Origin of the sequence: Hyphomonas atlantica corrig., assembly GCF_017795365.1 — a bacterium.
Classification (GTDB): domain Bacteria; phylum Pseudomonadota; class Alphaproteobacteria; order Caulobacterales; family Hyphomonadaceae; genus Hyphomonas; species Hyphomonas atlantica.
In genome coordinates this window covers 1,098,869-1,119,985 of record NZ_CP051254.1, presented here as the reverse complement: position 1 = coordinate 1,119,985, position 21,117 = coordinate 1,098,869, and the positions used below count along the sequence as shown (strand labels likewise).

Genomic DNA, 21,117 nt, shown 5'->3' with positions numbered 1-21,117 from the left:
GGCAATCGAAATTACTTAGATACCCAAGGATTATTGATATGCACACTTTGGCAGACGAATTTTTTGATCGAATCTCTGAGTTTGAAGGCGCTTATGAGTGGGAGGAACACGATGACGGAAAGTCGATCCTCGCCCTGATTGGCGAGCTCATTGAACACATGACCACGCGCCATCATGCCAATATCAGCATGGCGGCACTGACCAAAATCATGAGTTATAGCGATCTCATCGAATGGGACTGGTCAATGCTTTCCAAGGTCCATATCTCCGCCGACTGGCGCGCGGAGCTGGAAGAGGCGATGTCGTATTCGATCTTCGATGGCCCCTACTTGTTTGATCATCTGCACGATCTCCACGCCTTTGCCTATTACGGAATTCTTCCTGGCTGGAGATCCAATCTTTCACTTGATGCGACCGCCCCTGCAGCGGCCGAACTTCAAAGCCGCTACACCGCCCAACACGACGTCGCAAAATGGGTTGAATCTGTTTGCGCTAAAATCGACGAGGTCGAGCAACTCCTACCTGCAAGCAGGCTCAAAGATGGGTTGTTTGAGAACTGCGCGCGGGTAAGAACCGCCGCCAGGGCTCGGCTTGCTTATGACAAAGGCGAGCCACTCACTGTCGCTGAACTCGCCGCCCTCTCCGGCGTATCGATGAAGCGGCTGCAAAATGCGATCTATGCCAAAACCGATGAAGCCCCGCTGGTTGGAAAGAAGGGCAAGATCGCAGCCGAGAATGCCCGCCCCTGGCTGGAAGCAAGGGACTACAAGCCCTCTCTCTGGCAAGCCGTGGAGAAATTGCAACCTCTGAAACCTGACTGGGGCGAAGATGTTCCCTATGGTTCAGACACGCCTGAAGTCGCGCTCGCCGATTACGTCTTTGTGCCGGTTGCCAATGACGGATCAGAATTCCTTCCTGACGTCTGCTGGCGCAAGGGTAAAGACGAAAACGACGCCGGATACACGATCGGCGCAAAAGGTGCTGAACAGAGAATCTCAGACTACCGCGCTGCATTGGACCTCCTGGCACGGATGGATACACCGCGCTGGCGCCGACCGAATGCCGATAGCGGGAACTGGGGCATTGTCACCGGACATAGCTGGCGTCGGGTTGCCCTTGAGAGCCTTCAATTTCCGAACCCAGAGAGGGAGGACGTGTAATGACGCACACCGATATTCTTTCATCCTGCCGGGTATCCCGGCACGCAAAGATACGCCAGTCGCAAAGAGGCGTGCCCGATATAGCACTGGAGCTTCTCGTCAAATTCGGGTCCAGCGAATCGAGCTTTGACGGCACAGAACGGCTCTATTTTTCAGAGCGGGATTGGAAGCGCGTTAAGAAACATTTCGGGCCATGGATGCCGAACAAATCCGGAAAGCTACGCGATCTCTATCTCATCCTTGCCGGTGACGGCACCATCGTGACTGTCGCGCACAAACACTAACCTGCGCAACAGAACAACCACAACTATTGGAGTATACTATGCTTTCACATTCTTTTCCCGATCTCGACCGATTTCGCTCTGCTCTCATGAGCCCCGACGCCCCTCGCGTCAGAGATGCACGCTTACAAATTGCTGCAGATGCAAAATTGTCAGTGTTCTACGCGCCGTTTGAACATATCAATCACAATGCGCGGCTGATCCTGGTTGGTATCACGCCCGGCCCGACCCAAATGGCGAATGCACTACAAGCGATCCGCGCTGCCAAGGCTTCCGGAAAATCCGACGCTGAGGCCATGGCGGAGGCAAAGGCGTTTGCCTCCTTCAGTGGCGAGCCGATGCGGTCGAATCTGATCGCCCAGCTAAACCACTGGGGCATTCACGACTGGCTCGGCATCCCGGACAGCGCCGGCCTCTTCGGCGACGGAAGCAACCTGGTGCACTACACATCCCTGCTGCGCAATCCCGTCTTTGTCGGCACGAACGGATATAATGGCACGCCAGATATGATGCGCCACCCCATTCTGCAGGCTCAGATCCTCGAGAATTTTGTTCCCGAGATGCAGCTGCTCGACAAGGCCTTGATCCTGGGTCTTGGACCGAAGGTTCATGCCGTACTCGATCGCCTTGCAAGTATGGGAAAAATTCCGCGTGATCGATACATCAACGGACTCCTTCATCCATCCGGTCAGAATTCCTATCGCATCCGATATCTGGTCGGCGACCAGCGCTCAGATCCACCGCACATGACAAATGCAGCTCCATACAATGCCGGACGGCGCAAATTCCAGCAGCAGAAGACCCTATCCGGCGCTGATGCCGGGTAGGTGGACAAATTTTATTCTTGCTACGGACGTTTGTATATTGTACACATACCTGACCCATTCCAAAGAAAAGAAGGAGACCGACCGAGGTGGCAAGCTGCGCGCCCCTGAACCGATTTCGCCCTGTGCCCTGGCCGCGCACGGGTCTCGTCGAGCGGCTCTATGTCAACATCGCCAAGGGACAGGCCGACGTTTATGTCCACCAGAAAACCTGGCCCCGCCAGCCGCAAAATCCCAACTGGCGGATCGAAGTCACCAATATTGATGGCCGGCATGCCGAAGAAACCAGAACACGCATCCGCAAGGCCTGCGAAGAGACGGCCCGGGAATATCTCGGACTATGGCTCTCCGACGAAGCGCCGCTCCTGACCATTGCCACGGTCACCTGGCCGGAACTTGTCCGGCTCGCGACCGAGCAGCGTTACAAGACGCTCAGCCCTTACCAGCAGCGACGGGCCTTTCACAAACTTGCCCGCACACCGGTCCGGCGTTCACGGCATGCGCGATCCTATGCCTTCGTCAAACTGGCTGAGGACGCCCTGGCACTCGATCTCGATTAGCCGAGCCGGTCTGCAAAAAGGACATGCGCTTTCGCCACATCCATGACGACGGGCTGGGAGCCGCGTCCGACACAGACCATTTTCCCGTCCATGTCCGGCTTGAAGAAGTCGGCGATATCGACCGCCGGGACCCGCTGGTCGCGCACAACATCATGCTTCATGCCCCAGAGCTTGACCAGGTGCTCCGCAGCCGCCGTGTCGAAGGACAGGAAACTCGTCACCGCCGGGCTGTTGATCAGCACGCCCGCCTTGGCATAGGTCGCATGGATCTGGGCAAGGTCCTGGACAAAGCCCCAGACTCTTACCCGTGCTGACCGTCCGACTTCGATCGCCCGCAGGACTTCCGGGAAGTTTCCGAGCTGGGGCAATTCATCCAGCAGGAAGGTCACTGGCATATCCGGACGGTCGCCTGCAAATTCCATCAGGCTCTGGAGGTGCTGGCCAATGATCAGCCGCAGCAAGGGCTTGTAGGCATCAAGGTCGACCGCCCGCACCTGAACGAACAGGCGCGTATCGCGCGCCCGCAAATCTGTCGGGGTCCAGTCGCTGCGCTCCGTCGCCTCGCGCACTTCATCCGACATCAGCATATCCATCAGGGGACGCAAGCCCAGAAGGATGCTTTGCCACATTTTACCCGAGACCCCATCTTCACCGGCCACGAGTTGCGACAAGCTGGCGATTTCATCGTGGAGGTCGTCAAAGCCCCTACTCTCAGCGATGTTCAACATGATGTCGAACCGGTCCGCCGCAGTGGTCCGAACCCTTTCCCCGTCAATGATTGTGCTGCCGCCCTTTATCGAGCGCATCACATCTTTGAGCGTGGCAGCCTCACCGTGTTCGAGCTTGACGACGCAGGCATGACAGGTCAGCAGCGTGCGCGCATTGCCGAGCCACGGGCCATTGTCCGCCAGCTCGTCCGGCAGGAGCATTTCCGACATCTGGGCTGCCTTGCGCCACATGCCCTTCGGCTCATTTGGCAGATAGGTCATAGGATTATAGCCATGCGCCCCCGGATGCCCGTCGATCAGGGAGAATTGCAGGACACGCACACCGCGCGCTTCCAGATCCCGCTGCGTGGTTTTCAGGAGCTCGCCCTTGATGTCGAGCACGACCATGGAATGCGTGCCGGTCATCAGGGTCGGAATGACCTGGCCTTGCGTCTTGCCAGTCCCCGGCGCGCCAATGGTCAGCAGGCTTTCATCGCCAAGGAAGGTGACTGGCTGGTCATCCTTCAGGCCGAGGAACACCGCCGCATCTGACTGGCTGCGGTCTTCCGGCAGATAGTCCAGCGCGCCGCGCAGCGCTGCGCCTTGGGCAGCGGACGTCTCCACAACCAGCATCTCGCCGACAATCTCCCGGACCGATGGCAGCGGGTGAGACGTCACGAGCGTGCGCGCATGCTCAGTCAGTTCCCTGAGCGCACCTTCATAGTCAGGAACCCTCGCCCGCATATAGGCATGGATATGATCGGAAGAACCCGGATGAATGCCCGCATGGCTCCCATCCTCAGCGGTCATCAGGCTGCCCTTGCCATCGCCCCAGGCCAGAAGCGATCTGGCCGCCATGGCCATGGCTGGGCTGAAACTGCCAAGTTCCGCGAGAACAATTGCGGCAAACAGGGCGACTTTTTCCGGCTGCGACAGACCGGAAATCGCCCGCACCGCATGGGTTTTCTGAAGGTCTTCCACCGCCACATCAATTGGCCCGCGCGTCAGGCGATAGGATTCCACAGAAGCAAAGTCTGCATTGATGGGCATTTGCGGATCAATCCCGGCCTTGCTGAGCGCATGCCGGAGCATGTCGGCCGGAACGTCCGCTACCGTGCAAAGAATTTCGACAGAGGCCATCACCGGGGCATTCAGATTGGCCTCGTCGGCTTCGAAGACCCATTTGCGGACATCGTCCAGCATGGTCCGCGCGGCTTCATCCGTCCATAGCGGACTATCGGGTGTGTCGGCTTCTTGGATTTCCGCTTCCACCTGCTTTGGCAATTCCCCACGCAGGGCAGCGACAAGCGTCGCATTCATCTTGTTCAGGCGGTCTTCCGGCAGAAATCTATTGAGGCCCGGTACGTCCGGAGCTGTCGAAAGATCCGGTTCCCCGCCCGCCAGGATCGCGGCAATGCGCGGGGCAAAGTATTCGTCGCTGGCAGCGTATTCCCGCATCTGGACAATGTCGGTTGCAACACCGGACCGGATCGTCCGCAACAGGCTCGGAAATGTCCGGGAGAAAACCTCGTGCTGATATTCATTGGAGATATGGTCCAGGGCCCCATTTTCCACGGCAATCGCAAGCATTTGTCTGGACAGGGCTTCACGCGTTGCCTTCCGTTCTGTGCGAAACATGCCGAGATACAAAGCGCCTGTCAGGTATCGCCGCATCTCTTCGGGGAGGCGCGCGACCGGTACGGTCAGGGTTTCCTCTTCGATGGAAATCAGCGCCCCCACGGCACTACCACCCCCAATGGCGCCGCCGCGCGCCCTCGCCTGCGTCTCTACTTCGTGAATGGCCGGACGGAAATTCGAACGGGTCATGCCGCATTCGGCGAGGTTCACAGACAGGTTTCGCGAGAAATCCCGCAACATGTAAAGTCGGCTATGGATCCAGTCGATATGCCCGATCACGTCGACAAGCGTCGCTTCCTGGGTACGGGCCATGCCGAGAATCTGCTGCAGGCTTCCGTTCCCGATGGCGCGCAGGGCTTCGACATCCATGTCGGCCAACGCCGCCGGTTCGGGCAGCTGTTCGCGGTCCAGCAGGTGGAAATCATACTCGGCGAGCACGTTCTCGTAATGATGCCGGAGCGTGGACAATTCGGTAAGATCCCGAACGAGCGCCCGCTTATCAAGTGCGTCCCTGCCCTCTTTCGCCTTATCCTGAACGAACTTCGCGGCCCGTCCAAACAGGCTCTTGGTTTCCGACATGCATTCCCCCGCATTCCACTTCCGCGTGAGGAACTTTTCTGAGTCGTTCTGCAACGTCTAGTTCAAATTTCCCCTGACAAAGAAAATTGCTGAAGGCGCAATGCTTGCTGCACAAAATGGTCATCCGCGCCTGCCACCTACCCAGTTGCCTTGATGGCCAGTGCTCTAGTCTGCTGGTTGCCTGATCAGGCCACGACGGGCAGCTGTTCCGACAAATCCCCACCGATCTCCATGTCTTGTACGACCGGGGTGTCTATACGAGCGGTTTCAAACCGTCGCGCCATGCCCGTGGCGATGGTAGCCATACCCATCACCGGCAGTGTGGCGATGGCTGTTCCCAGATTCTGCGCTTCCCAGATGAGCCTGCGGCGAAGCGCAACCCGTTCCATGGCCGTTTCCAATATGTCTTCGCTAAGACCGAGTTCGGCCGCAAGGTCCGCCAGATAAGTCCTGTTCAATTCCATTCATGTCATCCTCCCTTTTGTTGACTTGCCCTGATCACAGGGTTCAGCCCTTAGCATACAAGTCCGCTTACGGATTAGTCAAAGAATTACCCCCTCCGGGGTACATTCCCGCTTATCTGTCTTGAGCAGCCCCGTGCCGGGGGTGGAGACTGGGTCAAGGCCGCAGAGGGCGCAGCCCGTGCCTTGAGGCAGTCGGAACCCCTGGCATTCTGGCGCGTGACAGATTTGCTGTCGTTTTCCCTGAGTGATTAACCTCCTTGCCTGATGGGTTCAGAAGCTGGCACAGCCGCGCCCTGGCGCAATGGCCTGCCCGCCCAAACGTGTTGGCCATGCGCCATGCCGCTTAAGGCCGTGCCGGTCGCCTCCTGAACAAACAAGGAGGCCAAGCCCATGACGAACCCGAACACCAACAAAATCGCCGACCAGAATGATGCCTTTCGGAAAAACATCGCCCCCTTCCTGACGACCAGGTCTCATTCTGACAGCCCTGACGGCATGGTCGTCATGACGCCGCGGGTCAGCGCTCTCGGCCTTGCAGAACAATTCGCCCTGCTCCTCGTGGTGCGGAATTATTCCTCATTCGATCCGGACAATGACCCGCATGGGGAACGCGATTTCGGCGCCATCGACCTGCATGGCACCAAATGGTTCTGGAAGATCGACTACTACGCTGATGCATCTTGCGAATGGGGCAGTGAAGACCCCAGCGACCCGGCCAAGTGTTACCGCGCCCTGACCGTCATGCACGCCAGTGAATACTGATCCCCTGCCCCGTCAGGTTCCGCTGGCGGGGCAGCGCATAAGCCAACCAAGGGAGGACAGAACGCGTTATGACCCATCAAAGTCAGATACATACAACATGCTGGAACGGCATCGATATCGAGATTGAATATTACCCGACCAGATTCGGCGGCGCGATTTCGCATGTTGGCGTCAAATCAATCAATCCGGATGGCCAGCCATTGCCTATCACCTCAACCGGCTATCGCTCGCACTTCGTACCTATCGGGACGATTGAAGCCAATGATGGCGACGTCGTCGCTCAAGTGCTTGCCTGGCTCGATGAGACAGCACAATCACCAGAATGGCAGGCACACCTTGCCGATGCGGAGCAAGGTGACCTGTTCCTCTAGTCAACTAGTATTCTGGTCTACTAGTCGCCTTGCCCACTTGTTGACGTCATCATACTGGCACAGCCGGTCTCCGCCGCAATGGCCTGCCCGCATAAACGTGTTGGCCATGCCTCGAAGCCCTGAAGGCCGCGCTGCGCTTTCCTCGACAACAAGAGGAGGCAGACGCCATGACACAGACCAAGAAACCCACCGTCAAACCGACCTACAAGCCCTATCGCAGCCGTCGAGATAACCTCGTCTTGTATGTTGGCGGGGCTGCATTTTTGCTCGGTTATCTCTTCGGGTCGGGCATTTTAGTGTTCAGCATCGGCTGATCCCGTGCCCTTCAGGTCACAGCGCGCCGCGCATAATGCGCGGCGTTTGTCTTGTTTGATGGTGATGTCGGCCTGAACGGCGCACCCTGTTCAAAAAGACAGGAGGACATACGCTATGGCGGATAAGAAGAACACACCCCCAACCCATCGCTTGTTTGTGGTTAAGGAGCGCAAGGGCGCAAAGGATTTCTGGACGCCGGTCGGCGCAGCCTGGCCCCATAAATCGGGCACAGGCTTTAACATCAAGCTGGACGCTTTGCCGACCGATGGCGAACTGGTGATGCTCGACAAGAGTCAGGAGCCGGAGACTGAGACCCAGCACTAGGCCGCTTGTTGCGGCAGGCCGGTCCCTGCCCTTTCATGGGCAGCCCCGACCCTCGCCGAAGCGCATGGTGGGCGATTCCCAGTATGTGCCGCGTGCGGGCAGAAGCCTCAATCGAGCGCAGTCGAAAAAAGCCGGATACGGCACCGATACACTCTTGCGACGGAGCATTTGGCAAGATATGTGTTTATACTCAATAATAGAGTACAAACACACCGGAGAATTCGTCCGCTTGCGCTCCCTCAATCTCCTTCTCTTGCGCCTATGCAGCAGGCACCCCTCTTGCGCCGGGGAGGCGCCCACACATGCCGCGTAAGGGCTACCGCAAACCCGACGCCGAGGCGCGTCGTTCGGTCCTCCGGGTCTATCTGACCCCGGCCGAACGGGCGCATATCGAGGCCTGTGTGGAGCGGCTGGAAGGGATGACCCTGGCCGACTATGCCCGTCGGCGCATCCTGTCCTATCCCGTTCCGAAGCCGCAAAGCGCGGACCACGCCGCGCTGATCCGTGCCTTGCAGAAACTCGGCACGAATCTGAACCAGCTCGCCCGCAGTGTGAACTCTGGCCACACGATTGAACCAACGGGCTTCCAGGCCACCATCGACGCACTGCACGCCCTTCTGAAGAAGGCGACCATTGGCAGATGATTGGCCTTGCGTCTCGCGGAAAGAGTTTTGGCGGTCTGGCAGGCTATCTGCTGACAGGTACAGACCGCAAAACGCCCGAGCGCGTGGACTGGGTTGCGACCCGAAATCTTGCGTCCGAAGACCCTGATGTCGCGCCCCACATCATGAAAGCCACAGCCGCGCAGTCAAAACGCGTCCAGAAGCCCGTGTATCATCTGATTATCAGCTGGGATGAAAAGGATGCACCCGAGCCGGAACAGATGGCAGATGTGATGGATAAATCTTTGGATCGTCTGGGCCTGTCGGAGCATCAGGCGCTCTATGTGGCGCATAATGATACCGGTCACAAACATCTGCACGCTATGATCAATCGCGTAGATGAAGAGACCGGCAAGGCCTGGGAGGGCAAGCATGACCGGCACATCCTGCGAGATGTGCTGGTCGAGCAGGAAGTCCAATATGGCTGGGAACAGACCCCGAAACGCTCCCGCGGCAAGGAACGGGCAGAGACCAAGCAGGAACTCGCCATCGCGGCGCGCGAGCAGCGCGACCCCGGCCGCCATATGGGCAAGGAATCGGTCAAGAAGATGCGGGAGAATCTGCGCCACAGTTTTGAAACTTCGGTGGACTGGGCTGACCTAGATGCGCGTCTTAACCGGCGCGGACTGGACCTCAAAACTTCCGGGAATGGCATCCGGATTTTTGATGGTGGAGCGTATGCTAAACTTTCAGAGGTGCTGCCGCCGAAGATGAATGCGAAGAAGCTGCACAACCGTCTGGGGGATTTTACGAAGTTCCGGGAGAAGCGGGAGCGCCAGCGGATTGGACGGGGTCTGACACGCAAACGGTCGCGCAGGCGCGAGCGGGAGAGAGAGCTAGACGACTAGTGGACTAGTTTACCAGCTAACTGGAAGACCAAACAAACGTGAAGCTGGTGAAAAGTCAGTGCTACTCATGACCGTCAGCTAAAATGTAAGGTAAACGGTTTTGCTTTTGCCTTGTGCATCATCGTCGTCCCAGACGATTTCAATCGCTTGCTTTCTCGCTGTCTGCATATGGACAAACGCGATCAGTTCAACTGACTGATGCCTTTCCATGAATTCCATTGGGAACTTATCTTCTATCTCTCGTTCGGTGAGAATACTGGTGTCGGCAGGAATGCGAATATTCACGTTGCGTGCGGTGGCTTCACCTTGATTCCAGACCTTTACGCGGTAGTTCGATTTTCCCATTTTGATGAGCTTCGCACCCATGTCTGCCTTGTTAGATGCTTGGACACTTTGCAGCTCACGAGCTAATAGCCGCTCGTTCAACTCATGCTGGGTCTCCACAAACGTTTTCTGCCTCGCGTTGCGTATTTCACCGAGAACGAGAGCAACCAATGACAAGAGAAGAGCCAGGCCTGCAATGATGGCGCTAGCGAGTCCCGAATAGTCAGCTATCGGACTTTCCATTTGCTGCCCTTGAACATGTCTTTGAATTGCTTCTGAACATCTTTTTGCAATTCTCCTATGATCTCGTCTTTATTGATTTCGATATTCTCAGCATTCGCTTCGATTAAATCCTCCCGAGAAACTTCTGTCTTGCATTGCTGGCAAGTTACGGGAGCTAGTTCGTTTTCATCATCATATTGGAATTGATCATTTCCACAGGTGGGGCAGAAAAGCGATATGCTGCGATTATACCTTTCAGCATCCATTTAAACCTCCGTTTTCAATATTGCGCCTAAAATCATAGCAAGACGCGAGTCGGAACAAAAGAAAAACATTTTGCTTTAGTTCCGCACAAACGCTTTTGGTTGAGTCGAGATTGGACGACCAGTAAACTAGTCCTCTAGCTGCTTGCTCAACCAGTCCGCCAGCTTACGTGCTTGTGGCCGCCCGTGCGTCTTCAGCACTCTGGTCACGACCTTGAAGGTGAGCCAGGCAAGCACGACCACCACAAGGATGACGGCGAACATGGCAGCATTGCTGTCTGCTTCGGCCTGGAATTGGAGATTCAGCTTCATCATGACCTTCGTTCGTCCTCGATATCCTTCAGGCGCACCACGCTCCGGCTCCTGTTGCACTAGGCACAGGCGATAGGACCGTTCCCACCGTCTTCAACGCACTCGCGATAATACGCGCGCTCGATTGGGCGTGCATGGTGCTGAGTTTTGCACGTGCATTTGAGCGTAAAGTTACGGGGACTTGAAACGGGGATTCAGAGCCCTACACCTTGTAAGCATTGGAGAAAAATCTCTGATGCGAACCATCAACTCCAAATTCGCAAAGGAGATTGCTCATGGCTGACAAGCCCGAGCTGCGTGCTTTCACAGTGAATCAGTATGGCTCAGGCCAGAACCGCTCGACCCGCTGGACGGAAATCGGTGCGGCCTGGCGAACCCAGAAAGGCCACCTTCGCATCCAGCTGGAAGCTGTGCCGGTCAACGGCCAGATTATCCTGCTGCCGCCAAAGGAAGACGGCGAGGAACCGGCCGGTGAAGCCGTCGAGAATGAGACGGCCGAAGAGACGGAAACCGAAGAGGCGTGAAGCGCACATGATGAAATGGAAAAGCCGGGGCAACCCCGGCTTTTTTCTTACCCTCAATCGATGGTGATGTTGCCTTTTTCTTTGCAAATCTGTGCCAGCGTGTGTCAGGCTATCCCCGTTAAAGTAGAGAGCACAGATATAGTATGCGTCTTAGTTGGAATGAAATTCGGTCACGGGCGGCGGACTTCTCCCGTGAATGGTCTGGCGCAGGCTACGAAAAAGGTGAAACCCAGTCCTTCTACAACGACTTCTTCCATATCTTTGGCGTGAAGCGGCGCTCAGTTGCGCGTTACGAAGAGCACGTCAAAAAGCTCAATGACAAAACCGGCTTCATCGACTTGTTCTGGCCAGGCGTTTTGTTGGTTGAGCAAAAGAGTGCCGGACGTGACCTGACCAAGGCCTACACACAGGCTGGCGAATATTTCGACGCCATGAAGGAAACGGACAAGCCGAGATTCATTCTTGTCAGCGACTTCCAGACGTTTGAGCTATTCGATCTTGATGAACGCGAACATGCGAGCTTTACCCTCGCAGAGCTTCCCCAGAATGTCGAAAAGCTGAGCTTCATTCTCGGTGTCCAGAAGCGAACCTTCAAGGACCAGGACCCTGTCAATATAAAAGCCGCCCTATTGGTTGGTCGGCTACATGACGCGCTGGAAGACAGCGGTTACACAGGTCACGATCTTGAGCGCTTTCTCGTTCGATTGGTTTTCTGCCTGTTTGCGGACGACACCGGTGTATTCGAGCCGCGCAGTATTTTCTTGGACTTCCTTGAAACACGGACGAGTGAGGACGGCGCAGACCTTGGCGGCTGGATTGCGAAACTCTTTGAGGTGCTCGACACACCGGAAGACAAGCGCAGCAGAAATCTCGATGCGGACTTGGCTCAGTTCCCCTATGTGAACGGTGCTTTATTTTCCGGCTCAACCAAGATCCCCGACTTCAACGCGGATATGCGTGATGCCTTGATTGAAGCATCACGCTTCGACTGGTCTCCAATTTCACCTGCTATTTTCGGCTCACTCTTCCAGTCGGTTATGAATCGGGAGGAACGCCGCCGTGTCGGGGCTCACTACACCACTGAACGCAATATTCTGAAAGTTATCGGCCCCCTCTTCCTGGATGAATTGCGTGCCGAATTTGATCGAATTCGTGCACTGAAGACTGGCCGCGCCGCCAAACTGCATGAATTGCAAGACCGCCTGTCCAGACTCAAATTCCTGGACCCTGCCTGCGGGTGTGGAAACTTTCTTGTCATCGCCTACCGCGAGCTCCGAGTTCTAGAAATCGATATTCTGCAAGAGATTTATAAAGGCAGCGATCAGCTGGTGCTCGACGTGTCAGCCCTGTCAAAAGTCGATGTGGATCAGTTTGCGGGTATCGAAATTGGTGAGTTTGCCGCCCGCATCGCTGAAACGGCCATGTGGATGATGGACCACATCATGAATAACCGACTTTCGCTGGCGTTCGGTAAAAGTTACCTCCGCATCCCTCTGAAAAAGTCCCCACGTATTGTTCACGGCAACGCCTTGCACACCGACTGGGCGACCGCAATGACGCCGTCCGAATGCACGCACATTCTTGGAAACCCGCCATTCATCGGACACCAATGGCGCACTGATGAGCAACAAGATGACATGCATCGGACCTGGGGACGCGACGGACAAGTCAACCGACTTGACTACGTGACTTGCTGGTTCAGAAAGGCCGTCGAATTTTCTGAGACGAATCGGAAAATTCGAATTGCCTTCGTTTCCACAAATTCAATCAGCCAAGGCGAACAGGCCAGTATTCTCTGGTCATGGTTGACGCCGCACGGCGCCTACATTTTCTTTGCTCACCGCACTTTCCAATGGCAAAGTGAAGCAGCAGGGAAAGCCGCCGTTCATTGCATTATAATGGGTCTGACATTCGACAAGCCATCCGTTTGCACCCTCTACGACTACCCCGACATCACTGGGGAACCCGTTATGGCAACCGTTCCACAAATCAATGCATATCTGGTCAATGGCGCTCATATTATTATCCCTGCAAGGACCAAAGCACCTTCTGGGCTACCCGCTTTGTTTAAAGGCAGCCAGCCAACTGACGGAGCCCGGATCAAGTTACCAGAGGGCGGATATCTCACACGCTCCAATCTTATTCTCGATGAAGATGAAAAGCAGGCAACCCTCTCCCGAGACCCTTCAATAGCAAAATGGCTACGCCCTTACGTTGGTGGCGACGAATTGATTTCCGGAGAATATCGATGGTGTCTATGGCTAAAGGACATTCAGCCCTCTGATATTAACTCTTCAGCGGAATTGCAGGCGCGTTTAGCGCGGGTCACAGAAGGCCGACTGAAAAGCCCCACCCCTAGCGTGCAAGAATTCGCTCAGACTCCTTGGCTGTTCACTCAGGACCGACAACCGAATACAGACTATATCGGGATTCCTGAAGTGTCATCAGAAACGCGGGAATACGTTCCGATCGGCTTTTTGCCGTCCAACGTGGTTGCGAGCAACAAACTCCAGATTATTCCCGGCGGTCAGAAGTGGCTATTTGCGCTTCTAACATCGACCATACATATGGCATGGATGCGAACCGTCGCTGGCCGTTTGAAGAGTGACTACAGCTACTCGCCGACCGTCTATAACTCATTTCCATGGCCCGCCCTTACTGAGGCGAACCGGAAAGCACTTGAGCAGTCGGCAATCGACATCCTATCTGCTCGCGCAGCATCTCCTGGCGCGTCTCTTGCTGACCTCTATAATCCAGTGACAATGCCAGCAGCCCTTCGCACAGCGCATCGCTCAAACGACAAGCTCGTTGACCGACTATATCGACGCGCAGCTTTCAGGACAGAAGGGCAACGAGTCGAACACTTGTTCAATCTCTTTGTACAGAACCAATCTCCTATTGAAGCGACGGCGGCGAGGCATGGCGGAAAGTCTAAGAAGACTCCGGCACAGGGAAAGTTTGAAAAGGACAAGGGGCACTGATCCGTGAACGAACCAACAATTACCTGCCCGAGTTGTTCGGAAGAAATTAAACTGACCGAGTCACTTGCAGCGCCACTCATTGCCGCGACACGCAAGGAATATGAAGACAGGTTGGCGGCAAAAGAACAGGCAGTTGCCGACAAAGAGGAAACACTCGCGACGGAACGGTCTGCTCTTAAAAAGGCAAGAGAAGATCTTGATCTCGAAGTTGCAGAAAAGCTGAAAGCCGAGCGCGCTGATATCGCTGCCGCAGAGGCAAAAAAGGCAAAGTTGGCAGCGTCTGCTGACTTGGAAGCGAAGTCTAAAGAGCTCGCTGAACTCCAGGGGCTTTTAACGGAGAGAAACGAAAAGCTGGCCACGGCGCAGAAGGCAGAAGCTGAGTTTCGCCGTAAGGAACGTAAACTCGAAGACGCCAAGCGGGAACTTGAACTTACCGTCGAAGCGAAAGTTACTGCCGGCTTGGAGGAAGTCAGGCTCAAGGCCCGACAGGAAGCCGAAGATGGCCTCAAACTCAAAGTCTCCGAAAAGGAACAGCAGATTGCGTCCATGCAGCGTCAGATCGAGGACCTGAAGCGCAAAGCGGAACAGGGATCCCAGCAAATGCAGGGCGAAGTGCTTGAACTGGAACTTGAGGCCCTGCTCCGATCACGCTTTCCCCTGGATGGGATTGAGCCTGTCGCTAAGGGCGAATTTGGCGGCGATGTACTTCAACGTGTTGTGAGCCCTGCTGGCTCCTCATCCGGAGCAATCCTATGGGAATCCAAACGCACAAAGAATTGGAGTGATGGATGGCTCGCAAAATTGCGAGGGGACCAGCGGGCTGCCGGGGCAGAATTTGCCATTCTCGTAACTGTTGCCCTTCCCAAAGATATCACATCCTTCGGTCAATTGGATGGGGTTTGGGTCACAGAACCTCGCTTTGCTGAACCGCTCGCTATCGTGCTCAGGCAGACGGTGATCGAAGTGAATGGCGCTCGCCAAGTCCAGCAAGGTCAGGCGACCAAAATGGAGCTGGTTTATCACTATTTGACCGGTCCAAAATTTCGTCACCGCGTCGAAGCAATTGTCGAGAAATTTTCTGACATGCAGGATGATCTCGCAAAAGAGCGAAAAGCAACACAGCGCCTTTGGGCGAAGCGCGATGCTCAAATCCAAGCGGTAATTGAATCGACTGTTGGCATGTACGGAGACCTTCAGGGAATTGCTGGTCAAGCCATGCAGGAAATCGAAGGCCTTACCATTCCTATGATTGAATCCGATGGGGACCCTAGTGAAGATTAAATCAGTACACATTAGAAATTTCAGATCTTTTGACGACCAGCTTGTACTCCTTGATGACTATACTGCCTTTGTCGGACCGAATGGTGCTGGAAAGTCCACCGTTCTATGCGCATTGAATGTCTTCTTCCGAGACACAGAGAGTACGCCGACCAATCTGTCTGCGCTGGACAAAGAGGACTTTCACAACAACGACACCTCCCAACCAATCGAAATCACTGTCACGTTTTCCGAGTTAAGTGAGGACGCAAAAGAGGATTTTTCGGCCTATTGCCGGAACGAAGAACTCGTCGTTACGGCCAAGGCGGAGTTTGATGCCGCCCTTCAGCGTGCAGAGGTAAAGCAATTTGGTCAGCGCCTCGGGATGATAGAGTTCGCTGAATTCTTTCGTCTGGACGGCGACAAAGCATCAGCGAAGCAGCTTCAGGCTGTATATGAATCGCTGAAAGAAACCTATCCTGATCTCCCCTCCGCAAGTAGCACGGATGCTCGCAGGCAAGCTCTTCGGGCATATGAAAGCGAAAGATCGGAACTCTGCGTCCTCATCCCCAGCGAAGATCAATTTTACGGTTTCAGCAAAGGAGCAAACCGCCTCGCAAAATATGTTCAGTGGGTCTATGTCCCCGCCGTCAAGGACGCCACGACTGAGAACATGGAAAGCAAGGGCTCCGCTCTAGGGAAGATTCTTGCTAGAACCGTCCGTTCGAAAGTGAACTTCGCCGAAAGAATCGAGCAGCTAAAAAGCGAAGCGGTAGTCCAATACGCGCAACTGTTGGATTCTCAGCAATCGGCTTTAACGGACTTGTCAGCTTCGCTTTCCGGAAAGCTCTCTCAATGGGCGCATCCTGGTGCACGGGCACGTTTGGAATGGTCCGAAGACCCTAAGGGGTCGATTAGAGTTGATGAGCCCGTTGCCAAAATCATTGCTGGCGAAGGAAATTGGGAAGGCGAACTTGCGCGCCTCGGTCACGGTCTTCAGCGTTCTTATTTGTTGGCTTTGTTACAAGAGTTGGTGACAACAGACGACAGTTCAGCCCCCCGCCTTATTCTTGCGTGCGAGGAGCCAGAACTTTACCAACATCCGCCTCAGGCAAGGCATCTGGCCAGTGTTCTCCAAGGACTTAGCGACAACAACTCACAAGTCCTCGTCACCACTCACAGCCCGCAGTTCATCTCTGGAAAGTCTTTCGAACACGTACGACTCGTGAATCGGAACTCCGCAACATCCCGATCTGCTGTGAAATCCACTACGACAAGTGACATCACGAATGCCCTAGCTGAAGCCACCCAAGAAAAGCACGTGCCGATAAAAGCAGAACTGGCCAGGCTGAATCAGGCTTTGCAACCTCAACTGAATGAAATGTTCTTCACTCCCTTCATCGTCTTTGTCGAAGGTTTAGAAGACGTCGCCTATCTGACCTCTTGGCTGATCCTCACAGACAGATGGGAGGCATTTCGAACCATCGGCGGCCATCTCATTGCCGCCAATGGCAAAGATAAGTTGATAGAGCCGCTTATTGTGTCCAAACAGCTATCGATTCCGAGCTTTGTTATGTTTGATGCTGACGGCAACAAGACTAGGGAATCCGAACGCACACAACATGCTCGTGACAACTCAGCTCTATTGCGAATTCTGGATGGAAACCCCGACGAGCCGTTTCCGGAAAATCCGATTCTTGCAAAGGATCATGCTATTTGGCCACACAATCTCGGCAGTCAGCTAAAAGGCAGTGTGGACCAAGCAATCTGGGACAAGTGCTATGGTGAGGCGACGAAGGGACTCGGAAACCCTGAGGGTAGTTTTGCCAAGAATACGCTACATATCGGCCATCACCTAAGTGCTATTAAAAGCGCTGGCGCAGAGCTAACAGCTTTGGACGAAGTCTGCGATGCGATCATTGCACTTGGAAGCGCCTAGCCTTTTAAATGCCCTCAAAACTTAGAAGTTTTGAGGGTGTGAATGCAGCCTCGATTTTGAAGGGCAATCCGACCCTCAATAATTGCCCGCAAAAGTCGGCACGTGTGTTAGAATGATTTTGTGAGAAAAATTGGCTATGCACGGGTCAGCACACAGGACCAGACATTAGAGGCTCAGAAAGAGGCCTTGCTGAACGCGGGCGCTGACCTTCTCTTTACGGAGAAAGTATCCGGCGCCAATCGCAACCGTCCTCGGCTTTCAGCCCTGCTCGATAGTCTTCAGCAAGGCGACTTGGTACTTGTCACCCGCCTTGACCGCTTTGCCCGCTCGACACTCGACATGCTGACCTTAACAGAAGCCATCACGGCAAAAGGCGCGGCCTTCCGGTCTCTGGCCGAGCCCTGGGCGGATACGACTACACCGCATGGCAAGATGATCGTGACGGTGCTGGCCGGTGTTGCGGAATTCGAGCGGTCGCTCATACGACAACGTACCGGAGAAGGCCGCAGGCGCGCTCAGTCCCAAGGCGTGCGCTTTGGTCGTCCCCCTGCCCTGGCACCCGCTCAGCAAAAAGAAGCCTTGAGATTGGCGGAGGCGAAAGGCAATCGCTATGCGGCGGAGATTATGGGTGTTTCAATTGCGACAGTCGAACGGATCCGGGCCAAAGCCAGGAAAGTTGCCTGAGAGGAGCAGACGGTCGCCAAAGCGACACACGCCCTAGGCGCTATGCGCCCAGAGCCTCGGCGAGGCCGAGTCTCTGCCCTGCGGGTGACGGTCGTTCGTATGTCTGGCGTGGGAGGCGCCCCTGGAATGACATGATGGCAAACGAGATCAGGCCATATCAGTCTAGGCACACATCATTGGAACGCAGCGATCTGACGATCAATAGAAGAAAAGTCCAAGCCCTCAATACATATGACTTTATTGGTTGTGGCCAACTCCAATGCATTATCGGTGAACGAGTTTAGCGAGAACACGACGGCATGATCAGCGTCAAAATGCTGAGCGCCGGTGACGATTTCGCGAATGGCCGATACCCCAGCAGGCTTTGCTAAAGCTTTGCACTGGCCCGCAAACAGTTTCTTTCGATAATGAAACGTCAGATCAACTCCAAAGTCTGCTCCGGGAGGAGTGAGCGCCGCACTGGGGGCGATAGATTTGAGTTTCTCGACAACCTTACGCTCATATTCAATTCCTCGGTCATACGATGAGGATAATTGTTTCTCTCTTTTCTTCAGATCTTCAGCCGCAAAACAGATCAGATATTTGGCTGCACCGTATGAAAATCCAATATACCAGTGACGCTCCAGACCCTCTTGCTTTGCGATTTTCTGAAAGGCTAGATCGACTTTACGGTCATCTAACTTTCCATAAGAGTCAGTTTTAATATTCCTAGCGTACGCAGCGCAGAGCCGGTCCCTAACCAGGGTGTAGTCATTGTAGGCGCCGACAAGTTCTTTAGCGGCATCTTTTTTAGCGGTTTCCGAAGCGTTTGTATCGCCGAGAACTTTGTCCAACACCTCGCGTATCCGTTGTTTTTCACCCGCGGTGCTTGCGACTTTTTCCAGTATTTTAAACGCTCTCGTTGCTTGTTGTCGAACAAAGTACAAGTTGACGCTCCCAAATCAAAATATGTTCCCAGATATGGCCGAATACGTCTGTTCGCTCATTGAGCTCAAGACTCAATTAAACCTTACGGGAACGAAGCGGCCGGTGTGGCGTCCGCTTCGGGCGAACTCCAGCCCTAGGACCATTTCGCCTCGAACGTCAGGAATCCGGCAGCCAACGCCTCCTTGGTCATGCTGACTTGGCTCAATGACGTGATGCATCCGTGCGGGCGCCTTCCCCCTTCCCTGCTCTCTGAAAGAGAATGCGAGCCTGCCCGGAGGCGCGGCGCTGTCAACAGCCGGCCCGCGCCAGCGGCTGCGCCGCCCGTGTTGGCTGTCTGACACCCCCGCTAATGCCTCCGGACCTGTCTCTCGCATCGTCAGAGAACCAGGAAAGGAGAAGCACGATGCCCCGCCCGAACACAAACCGTCCCGATGTCTACACCACAATCACCGACCAGATTGTCGGCCTGCTTGAAACCGGTGTGAAACCCTGGACACAGCCCTGGCACGCCGCCCATGCGGCCGGTCCCGTCTCAAGACCGCTCCGTCACAATGGCGAAGCCTATTCCGGGATCAACACGTTGATCCTTTGGTGCTTTGCAATGGAACGCGGTCATTCCGCCCCAATCTGGATGACCTTCCAGCAAGCCCGAAATCTTGGAGCCCATGTCCGCAAGGGTGAAACTAGCGCCCCTGTTGTCTATGCTGGTGCGATCACCAATACAGAGACCGATCAGGCAACCGGTGAGGAAACCGAGTCCACACGCCGCTTCCTCAAATCCTACCGTGTCTTCAATGTCGATCAGATCGAGGGCCTGCCAGCGCACTACTACGCCAAGGCAGAACCGAGAACTTCGACGCCAAACCGCATCGCCCTTGCCGATGCCTTCTTCGCCGCAACCGGCGCCGAGATCCGCCATGGCGGAGGCTCCGCCTTCTATTCACCGGGTCAGGACTTCGTGCAGATGCCCGACCTGGAAACCTTCGACACCGCTGAGGACTATTACGCGACCCTCGGGCATGAATGCACCCACTGGACGCGCCACAAGTCTCGCCTTGACCGCTCTTTCGGACGCGAACGCTATGGAGATGAAGGCTATGCGCAGGAAGAACTCGTGGCCGAACTCGGCGCTGCCTTCCTCTGCGCCGATTTGGGGCTGACCCTCAAGGACCGCGAAGACCATGCCGCCTATATCGGCTCCTGGCTGAAAGTCCTGAAGAACGACAAGCGCGCCATCTTCACCGCTGCCGCACACGCCCAACGGGCCGCAGACTTCCTGCACAGCAAGCAACCAGTTGGTGCGGAAGCTGCCGCATAAGCCCTTCCCTTCAGCCAAACAGCCGCATCGGGTCCCGAACCCGGTGCGGCTTTTCATGTGCATTCAGCTTGCTCATTGACCGATGGCCCAGTGCACCAACGACACACACCGAGCAGGGAACCAGTGGACTGGTTGGCAAGTTCTCTGTTCCGACTGTTTCAGCAGGCCTATGCTGCAAGCATGTCAAATCCAGTGCCCATGAAAATCATCGCCATCATGGCGCAGAAGGGCGGCGTCGGGAAAACGACCCTCACCACCAACCTTGCCATTGCCGCTGCCAAGGCAGGCTACAAATCCGCCATTCTCGACATGGATGACCAGCGCAGCGCCGAATACTGGGCCGCGCTGCGAAAGCGCTCCGAAACGGCCAAGATGCCCTGGCCAAATGTGCAAGGCGAGGTGCCATCCATGCTGGACCGCGCCATCAGCGACATTCGCAATCGCGGCCACGACCTCCTGTTCATCGATACCGCGCCCAATGCTGCCCGCGCGGCCAAAGCCATCACCACGGCAGCCGACTTCATTCTGATTCCGACGAAGCCTGGCGCATTGGATATCCGCGCCATCGAGGAGACGATGGAAATCGCAGACTTCTACGGAAAGCCCGCTGCTGTGGTCCTGAATGATGCGCCAACCAAAAGCAGTCTTGCCGAGCAGGCCGCACACTATATCGCCGGATCACATAAATATCCGCTGGCAGAAGAAATACTCTGCAACCGCGTTGCGTTCAGCAAAGCCATCGGCTCGGGCCTTGGCGTGCTGGAACTTGAGCCTTCCAGCAAGGCCGCCGATGAAGTGCGCGGCCTGTATGACTGGCTCGCGCGCAAGCTGGACCTCAAACCAATCAAAACAAGCCGCAAGGCGGCTTAGG

23 protein-coding genes are annotated in these 21,117 nt (G+C 55.4%); 17 read left to right on the top strand and 6 right to left on the bottom strand.

Translation table 11 applies throughout. From position 1 onward, the window contains the following. Positions 1–38 precede the first annotated feature (38 nt). The 4 genes from HF931_RS05665 (at position 39) to HF931_RS05650 (ending at position 2,825) form a co-directional block, all read left to right on the top strand. On the top strand, positions 39–1,160 hold the full coding sequence (locus tag HF931_RS05665; protein WP_273242339.1) for a hypothetical protein: 1,122 nt from the start codon (positions 39–41) through the stop codon (positions 1,158–1,160). Continuing rightward, entirely contained in the window at positions 1,160–1,444 is a 285-nt protein-coding gene (locus HF931_RS05660; RefSeq protein WP_273242337.1) for a hypothetical protein, read from the top strand. The genes HF931_RS05665 and HF931_RS05660 overlap by 1 nt, the downstream gene beginning before the upstream one ends. A 38-nt stretch (positions 1,445–1,482) precedes the next feature. Next, positions 1,483–2,268, top strand: coding sequence for a hypothetical protein (locus HF931_RS05655; protein ID WP_273242335.1), 786 nt, complete (start codon positions 1,483–1,485; stop codon positions 2,266–2,268). Between the two features lie 86 nt (positions 2,269–2,354). Beyond that, a complete protein-coding gene (locus HF931_RS05650; protein ID WP_273242333.1) occupies positions 2,355–2,825 on the top strand; it encodes a hypothetical protein in 471 nt (156 codons plus the stop codon). Here the strand turns inward: HF931_RS05650 and HF931_RS05645 are convergent. Next, complete coding sequence (locus HF931_RS05645) at positions 2,822–5,749, bottom strand: type IV secretory system conjugative DNA transfer family protein (protein WP_273242331.1); 2,928 nt, start codon at positions 5,747–5,749, stop codon at positions 2,822–2,824. The two genes, HF931_RS05650 and HF931_RS05645, sit on opposite strands and share 4 nt — an antisense overlap. A gap of 185 nt (positions 5,750–5,934) precedes the next feature. Further along, entirely contained in the window at positions 5,935–6,213 is a 279-nt protein-coding gene (locus HF931_RS05640; protein ID WP_273242329.1) for a hypothetical protein, read from the bottom strand. A 390-nt stretch (positions 6,214–6,603) separates the two neighbouring features. Here HF931_RS05640 and HF931_RS05635 point away from each other — a divergent pair, with 390 nt between their 5' ends. From HF931_RS05635 to HF931_RS05610, 6 genes are all read left to right on the top strand, one after another. Continuing rightward, on the top strand, positions 6,604–6,975 hold the full coding sequence (locus HF931_RS05635) for a DUF3768 domain-containing protein (protein ID WP_273242327.1): 372 nt from the start codon (positions 6,604–6,606) through the stop codon (positions 6,973–6,975). Positions 6,976–7,043: 68 nt separating this feature from the next. Continuing rightward, positions 7,044–7,346 (top strand): hypothetical protein, encoded by a 303-nt coding sequence (locus HF931_RS05630; protein ID WP_273242325.1) that lies wholly within the window; start codon positions 7,044–7,046, stop codon positions 7,344–7,346. A gap of 167 nt (positions 7,347–7,513) precedes the next feature. Next, complete coding sequence (locus HF931_RS05625) at positions 7,514–7,660, top strand: hypothetical protein (protein WP_273242323.1); 147 nt, start codon at positions 7,514–7,516, stop codon at positions 7,658–7,660. Between the two features lie 115 nt (positions 7,661–7,775). Further along, positions 7,776–7,985, top strand: a complete 210-nt coding sequence (locus HF931_RS05620; RefSeq protein ID WP_273242322.1) for a hypothetical protein — start codon at positions 7,776–7,778, stop codon at positions 7,983–7,985. Between the two features lie 302 nt (positions 7,986–8,287). Next, the gene (locus HF931_RS05615; RefSeq protein ID WP_273242321.1) at positions 8,288–8,629 is read left to right on the top strand and encodes a plasmid mobilization protein; all 342 of its coding nucleotides are present in this window, start codon (positions 8,288–8,290) and stop codon (positions 8,627–8,629) included. Next, positions 8,626–9,495 (top strand): relaxase/mobilization nuclease domain-containing protein, encoded by an 870-nt coding sequence (locus tag HF931_RS05610; RefSeq protein ID WP_273242320.1) that lies wholly within the window; start codon positions 8,626–8,628, stop codon positions 9,493–9,495. Before HF931_RS05615 ends, HF931_RS05610 begins: the two co-directional genes overlap by 4 nt. 78 nt (positions 9,496–9,573) lie before the next feature. Here the strand turns inward: HF931_RS05610 and HF931_RS05605 are convergent, their stop codons facing one another. The 3 genes from HF931_RS05605 to HF931_RS05595 all read right to left on the bottom strand — a co-directional run bounded on the left by HF931_RS05605 (position 9,574) and on the right by HF931_RS05595 (position 10,619). After that, a complete protein-coding gene (locus tag HF931_RS05605) occupies positions 9,574–10,062 on the bottom strand; it encodes a hypothetical protein (protein WP_273242318.1) in 489 nt (162 codons plus the stop codon). Then, positions 10,047–10,307, bottom strand: a complete 261-nt coding sequence (locus HF931_RS05600; RefSeq protein WP_273242316.1) for an ECs_2282 family putative zinc-binding protein — start codon at positions 10,305–10,307, stop codon at positions 10,047–10,049. Before HF931_RS05600 ends, HF931_RS05605 begins: the two co-directional genes overlap by 16 nt. Before the next feature lie 126 nt (positions 10,308–10,433). Further along, a complete protein-coding gene (locus HF931_RS05595) occupies positions 10,434–10,619 on the bottom strand; it encodes a hypothetical protein (RefSeq protein WP_273242315.1) in 186 nt (61 codons plus the stop codon). A 272-nt stretch (positions 10,620–10,891) separates the two neighbouring features. On the opposite strand from HF931_RS05595, the gene HF931_RS05590 reads away from it, so the two are divergent. The 5 genes from HF931_RS05590 (at position 10,892) to HF931_RS05570 (ending at position 18,001) form a co-directional block, all read left to right on the top strand. After that, complete coding sequence (locus tag HF931_RS05590) at positions 10,892–11,140, top strand: hypothetical protein (RefSeq protein ID WP_273242313.1); 249 nt, start codon at positions 10,892–10,894, stop codon at positions 11,138–11,140. 143 nt (positions 11,141–11,283) lie between these two features. Then, on the top strand, positions 11,284–14,121 hold the full coding sequence (locus HF931_RS05585; RefSeq protein ID WP_273242311.1) for a class I SAM-dependent DNA methyltransferase: 2,838 nt from the start codon (positions 11,284–11,286) through the stop codon (positions 14,119–14,121). Between the two features lie 3 nt (positions 14,122–14,124). After that, entirely contained in the window at positions 14,125–15,402 is a 1,278-nt protein-coding gene (locus HF931_RS05580; protein ID WP_273242310.1) for a DUF2130 domain-containing protein, read from the top strand. Then, on the top strand, positions 15,392–17,317 hold the full coding sequence (locus tag HF931_RS05575) for an ATP-dependent nuclease (protein ID WP_273242309.1): 1,926 nt from the start codon (positions 15,392–15,394) through the stop codon (positions 17,315–17,317). Before HF931_RS05580 ends, HF931_RS05575 begins: the two co-directional genes overlap by 11 nt. Before the next feature lie 120 nt (positions 17,318–17,437). Further along, positions 17,438–18,001, top strand: a complete 564-nt coding sequence (locus HF931_RS05570) for a recombinase family protein (protein ID WP_273242308.1) — start codon at positions 17,438–17,440, stop codon at positions 17,999–18,001. A 173-nt stretch (positions 18,002–18,174) separates the two neighbouring features. Here HF931_RS05570 and HF931_RS05565 read toward each other — a convergent pair whose 3' ends face one another. Then, complete coding sequence (locus HF931_RS05565; RefSeq protein ID WP_273242307.1) at positions 18,175–18,927, bottom strand: restriction endonuclease; 753 nt, start codon at positions 18,925–18,927, stop codon at positions 18,175–18,177. 404 nt (positions 18,928–19,331) lie between these two features. Between HF931_RS05565 and HF931_RS05560 the strand changes: the two genes are divergently transcribed. Next, positions 19,332–20,246, top strand: coding sequence for an ArdC family protein (locus HF931_RS05560; RefSeq protein ID WP_273242306.1), 915 nt, complete (start codon positions 19,332–19,334; stop codon positions 20,244–20,246). Between the two features lie 123 nt (positions 20,247–20,369). Then, positions 20,370–21,116 (top strand): ParA family protein, encoded by a 747-nt coding sequence (locus tag HF931_RS05555; RefSeq protein WP_273242304.1) that lies wholly within the window; start codon positions 20,370–20,372, stop codon positions 21,114–21,116. Position 21,117: the final 1 nt, after the last annotated feature.

What these genes read in the sequence shown, in the direction of transcription:
- HF931_RS05590 (WP_273242313.1), top strand. Translation starts at nt 10,892, where the DNA reads ATGGCTGACAAGCCCGAGCTGCGTGCTTTCACAGTGAATCAGTATGGC.
- HF931_RS05560 (WP_273242306.1), top strand. Translation starts at nt 19,332, where the DNA reads ATGCCCCGCCCGAACACAAACCGTCCCGATGTCTACACCACAATCACC.
- HF931_RS05660 (WP_273242337.1), top strand. Translation starts at nt 1,160, where the DNA reads ATGACGCACACCGATATTCTTTCATCCTGCCGGGTATCCCGGCACGCA.
- HF931_RS05645 (WP_273242331.1), bottom strand. Translation starts at nt 5,749, where the DNA reads ATGTCGGAAACCAAGAGCCTGTTTGGACGGGCCGCGAAGTTCGTTCAG.
- HF931_RS05625 (WP_273242323.1), top strand. Translation starts at nt 7,514, where the DNA reads ATGACACAGACCAAGAAACCCACCGTCAAACCGACCTACAAGCCCTAT.
- HF931_RS05665 (WP_273242339.1), top strand. Translation starts at nt 39, where the DNA reads ATGCACACTTTGGCAGACGAATTTTTTGATCGAATCTCTGAGTTTGAA.
- HF931_RS05655 (WP_273242335.1), top strand. Translation starts at nt 1,483, where the DNA reads ATGCTTTCACATTCTTTTCCCGATCTCGACCGATTTCGCTCTGCTCTC.
- HF931_RS05615 (WP_273242321.1), top strand. Translation starts at nt 8,288, where the DNA reads ATGCCGCGTAAGGGCTACCGCAAACCCGACGCCGAGGCGCGTCGTTCG.
- HF931_RS05605 (WP_273242318.1), bottom strand. Translation starts at nt 10,062, where the DNA reads ATGGAAAGTCCGATAGCTGACTATTCGGGACTCGCTAGCGCCATCATT.
- HF931_RS05620 (WP_273242322.1), top strand. Translation starts at nt 7,776, where the DNA reads ATGGCGGATAAGAAGAACACACCCCCAACCCATCGCTTGTTTGTGGTT.
- HF931_RS05600 (WP_273242316.1), bottom strand. Translation starts at nt 10,307, where the DNA reads ATGGATGCTGAAAGGTATAATCGCAGCATATCGCTTTTCTGCCCCACC.
- HF931_RS05595 (WP_273242315.1), bottom strand. Translation starts at nt 10,619, where the DNA reads ATGATGAAGCTGAATCTCCAATTCCAGGCCGAAGCAGACAGCAATGCT.
- HF931_RS05610 (WP_273242320.1), top strand. Translation starts at nt 8,626, where the DNA reads ATGATTGGCCTTGCGTCTCGCGGAAAGAGTTTTGGCGGTCTGGCAGGC.
- HF931_RS05630 (WP_273242325.1), top strand. Translation starts at nt 7,044, where the DNA reads ATGACCCATCAAAGTCAGATACATACAACATGCTGGAACGGCATCGAT.
- HF931_RS05640 (WP_273242329.1), bottom strand. Translation starts at nt 6,213, where the DNA reads ATGGAATTGAACAGGACTTATCTGGCGGACCTTGCGGCCGAACTCGGT.
- HF931_RS05635 (WP_273242327.1), top strand. Translation starts at nt 6,604, where the DNA reads ATGACGAACCCGAACACCAACAAAATCGCCGACCAGAATGATGCCTTT.
- HF931_RS05585 (WP_273242311.1), top strand. Translation starts at nt 11,284, where the DNA reads ATGCGTCTTAGTTGGAATGAAATTCGGTCACGGGCGGCGGACTTCTCC.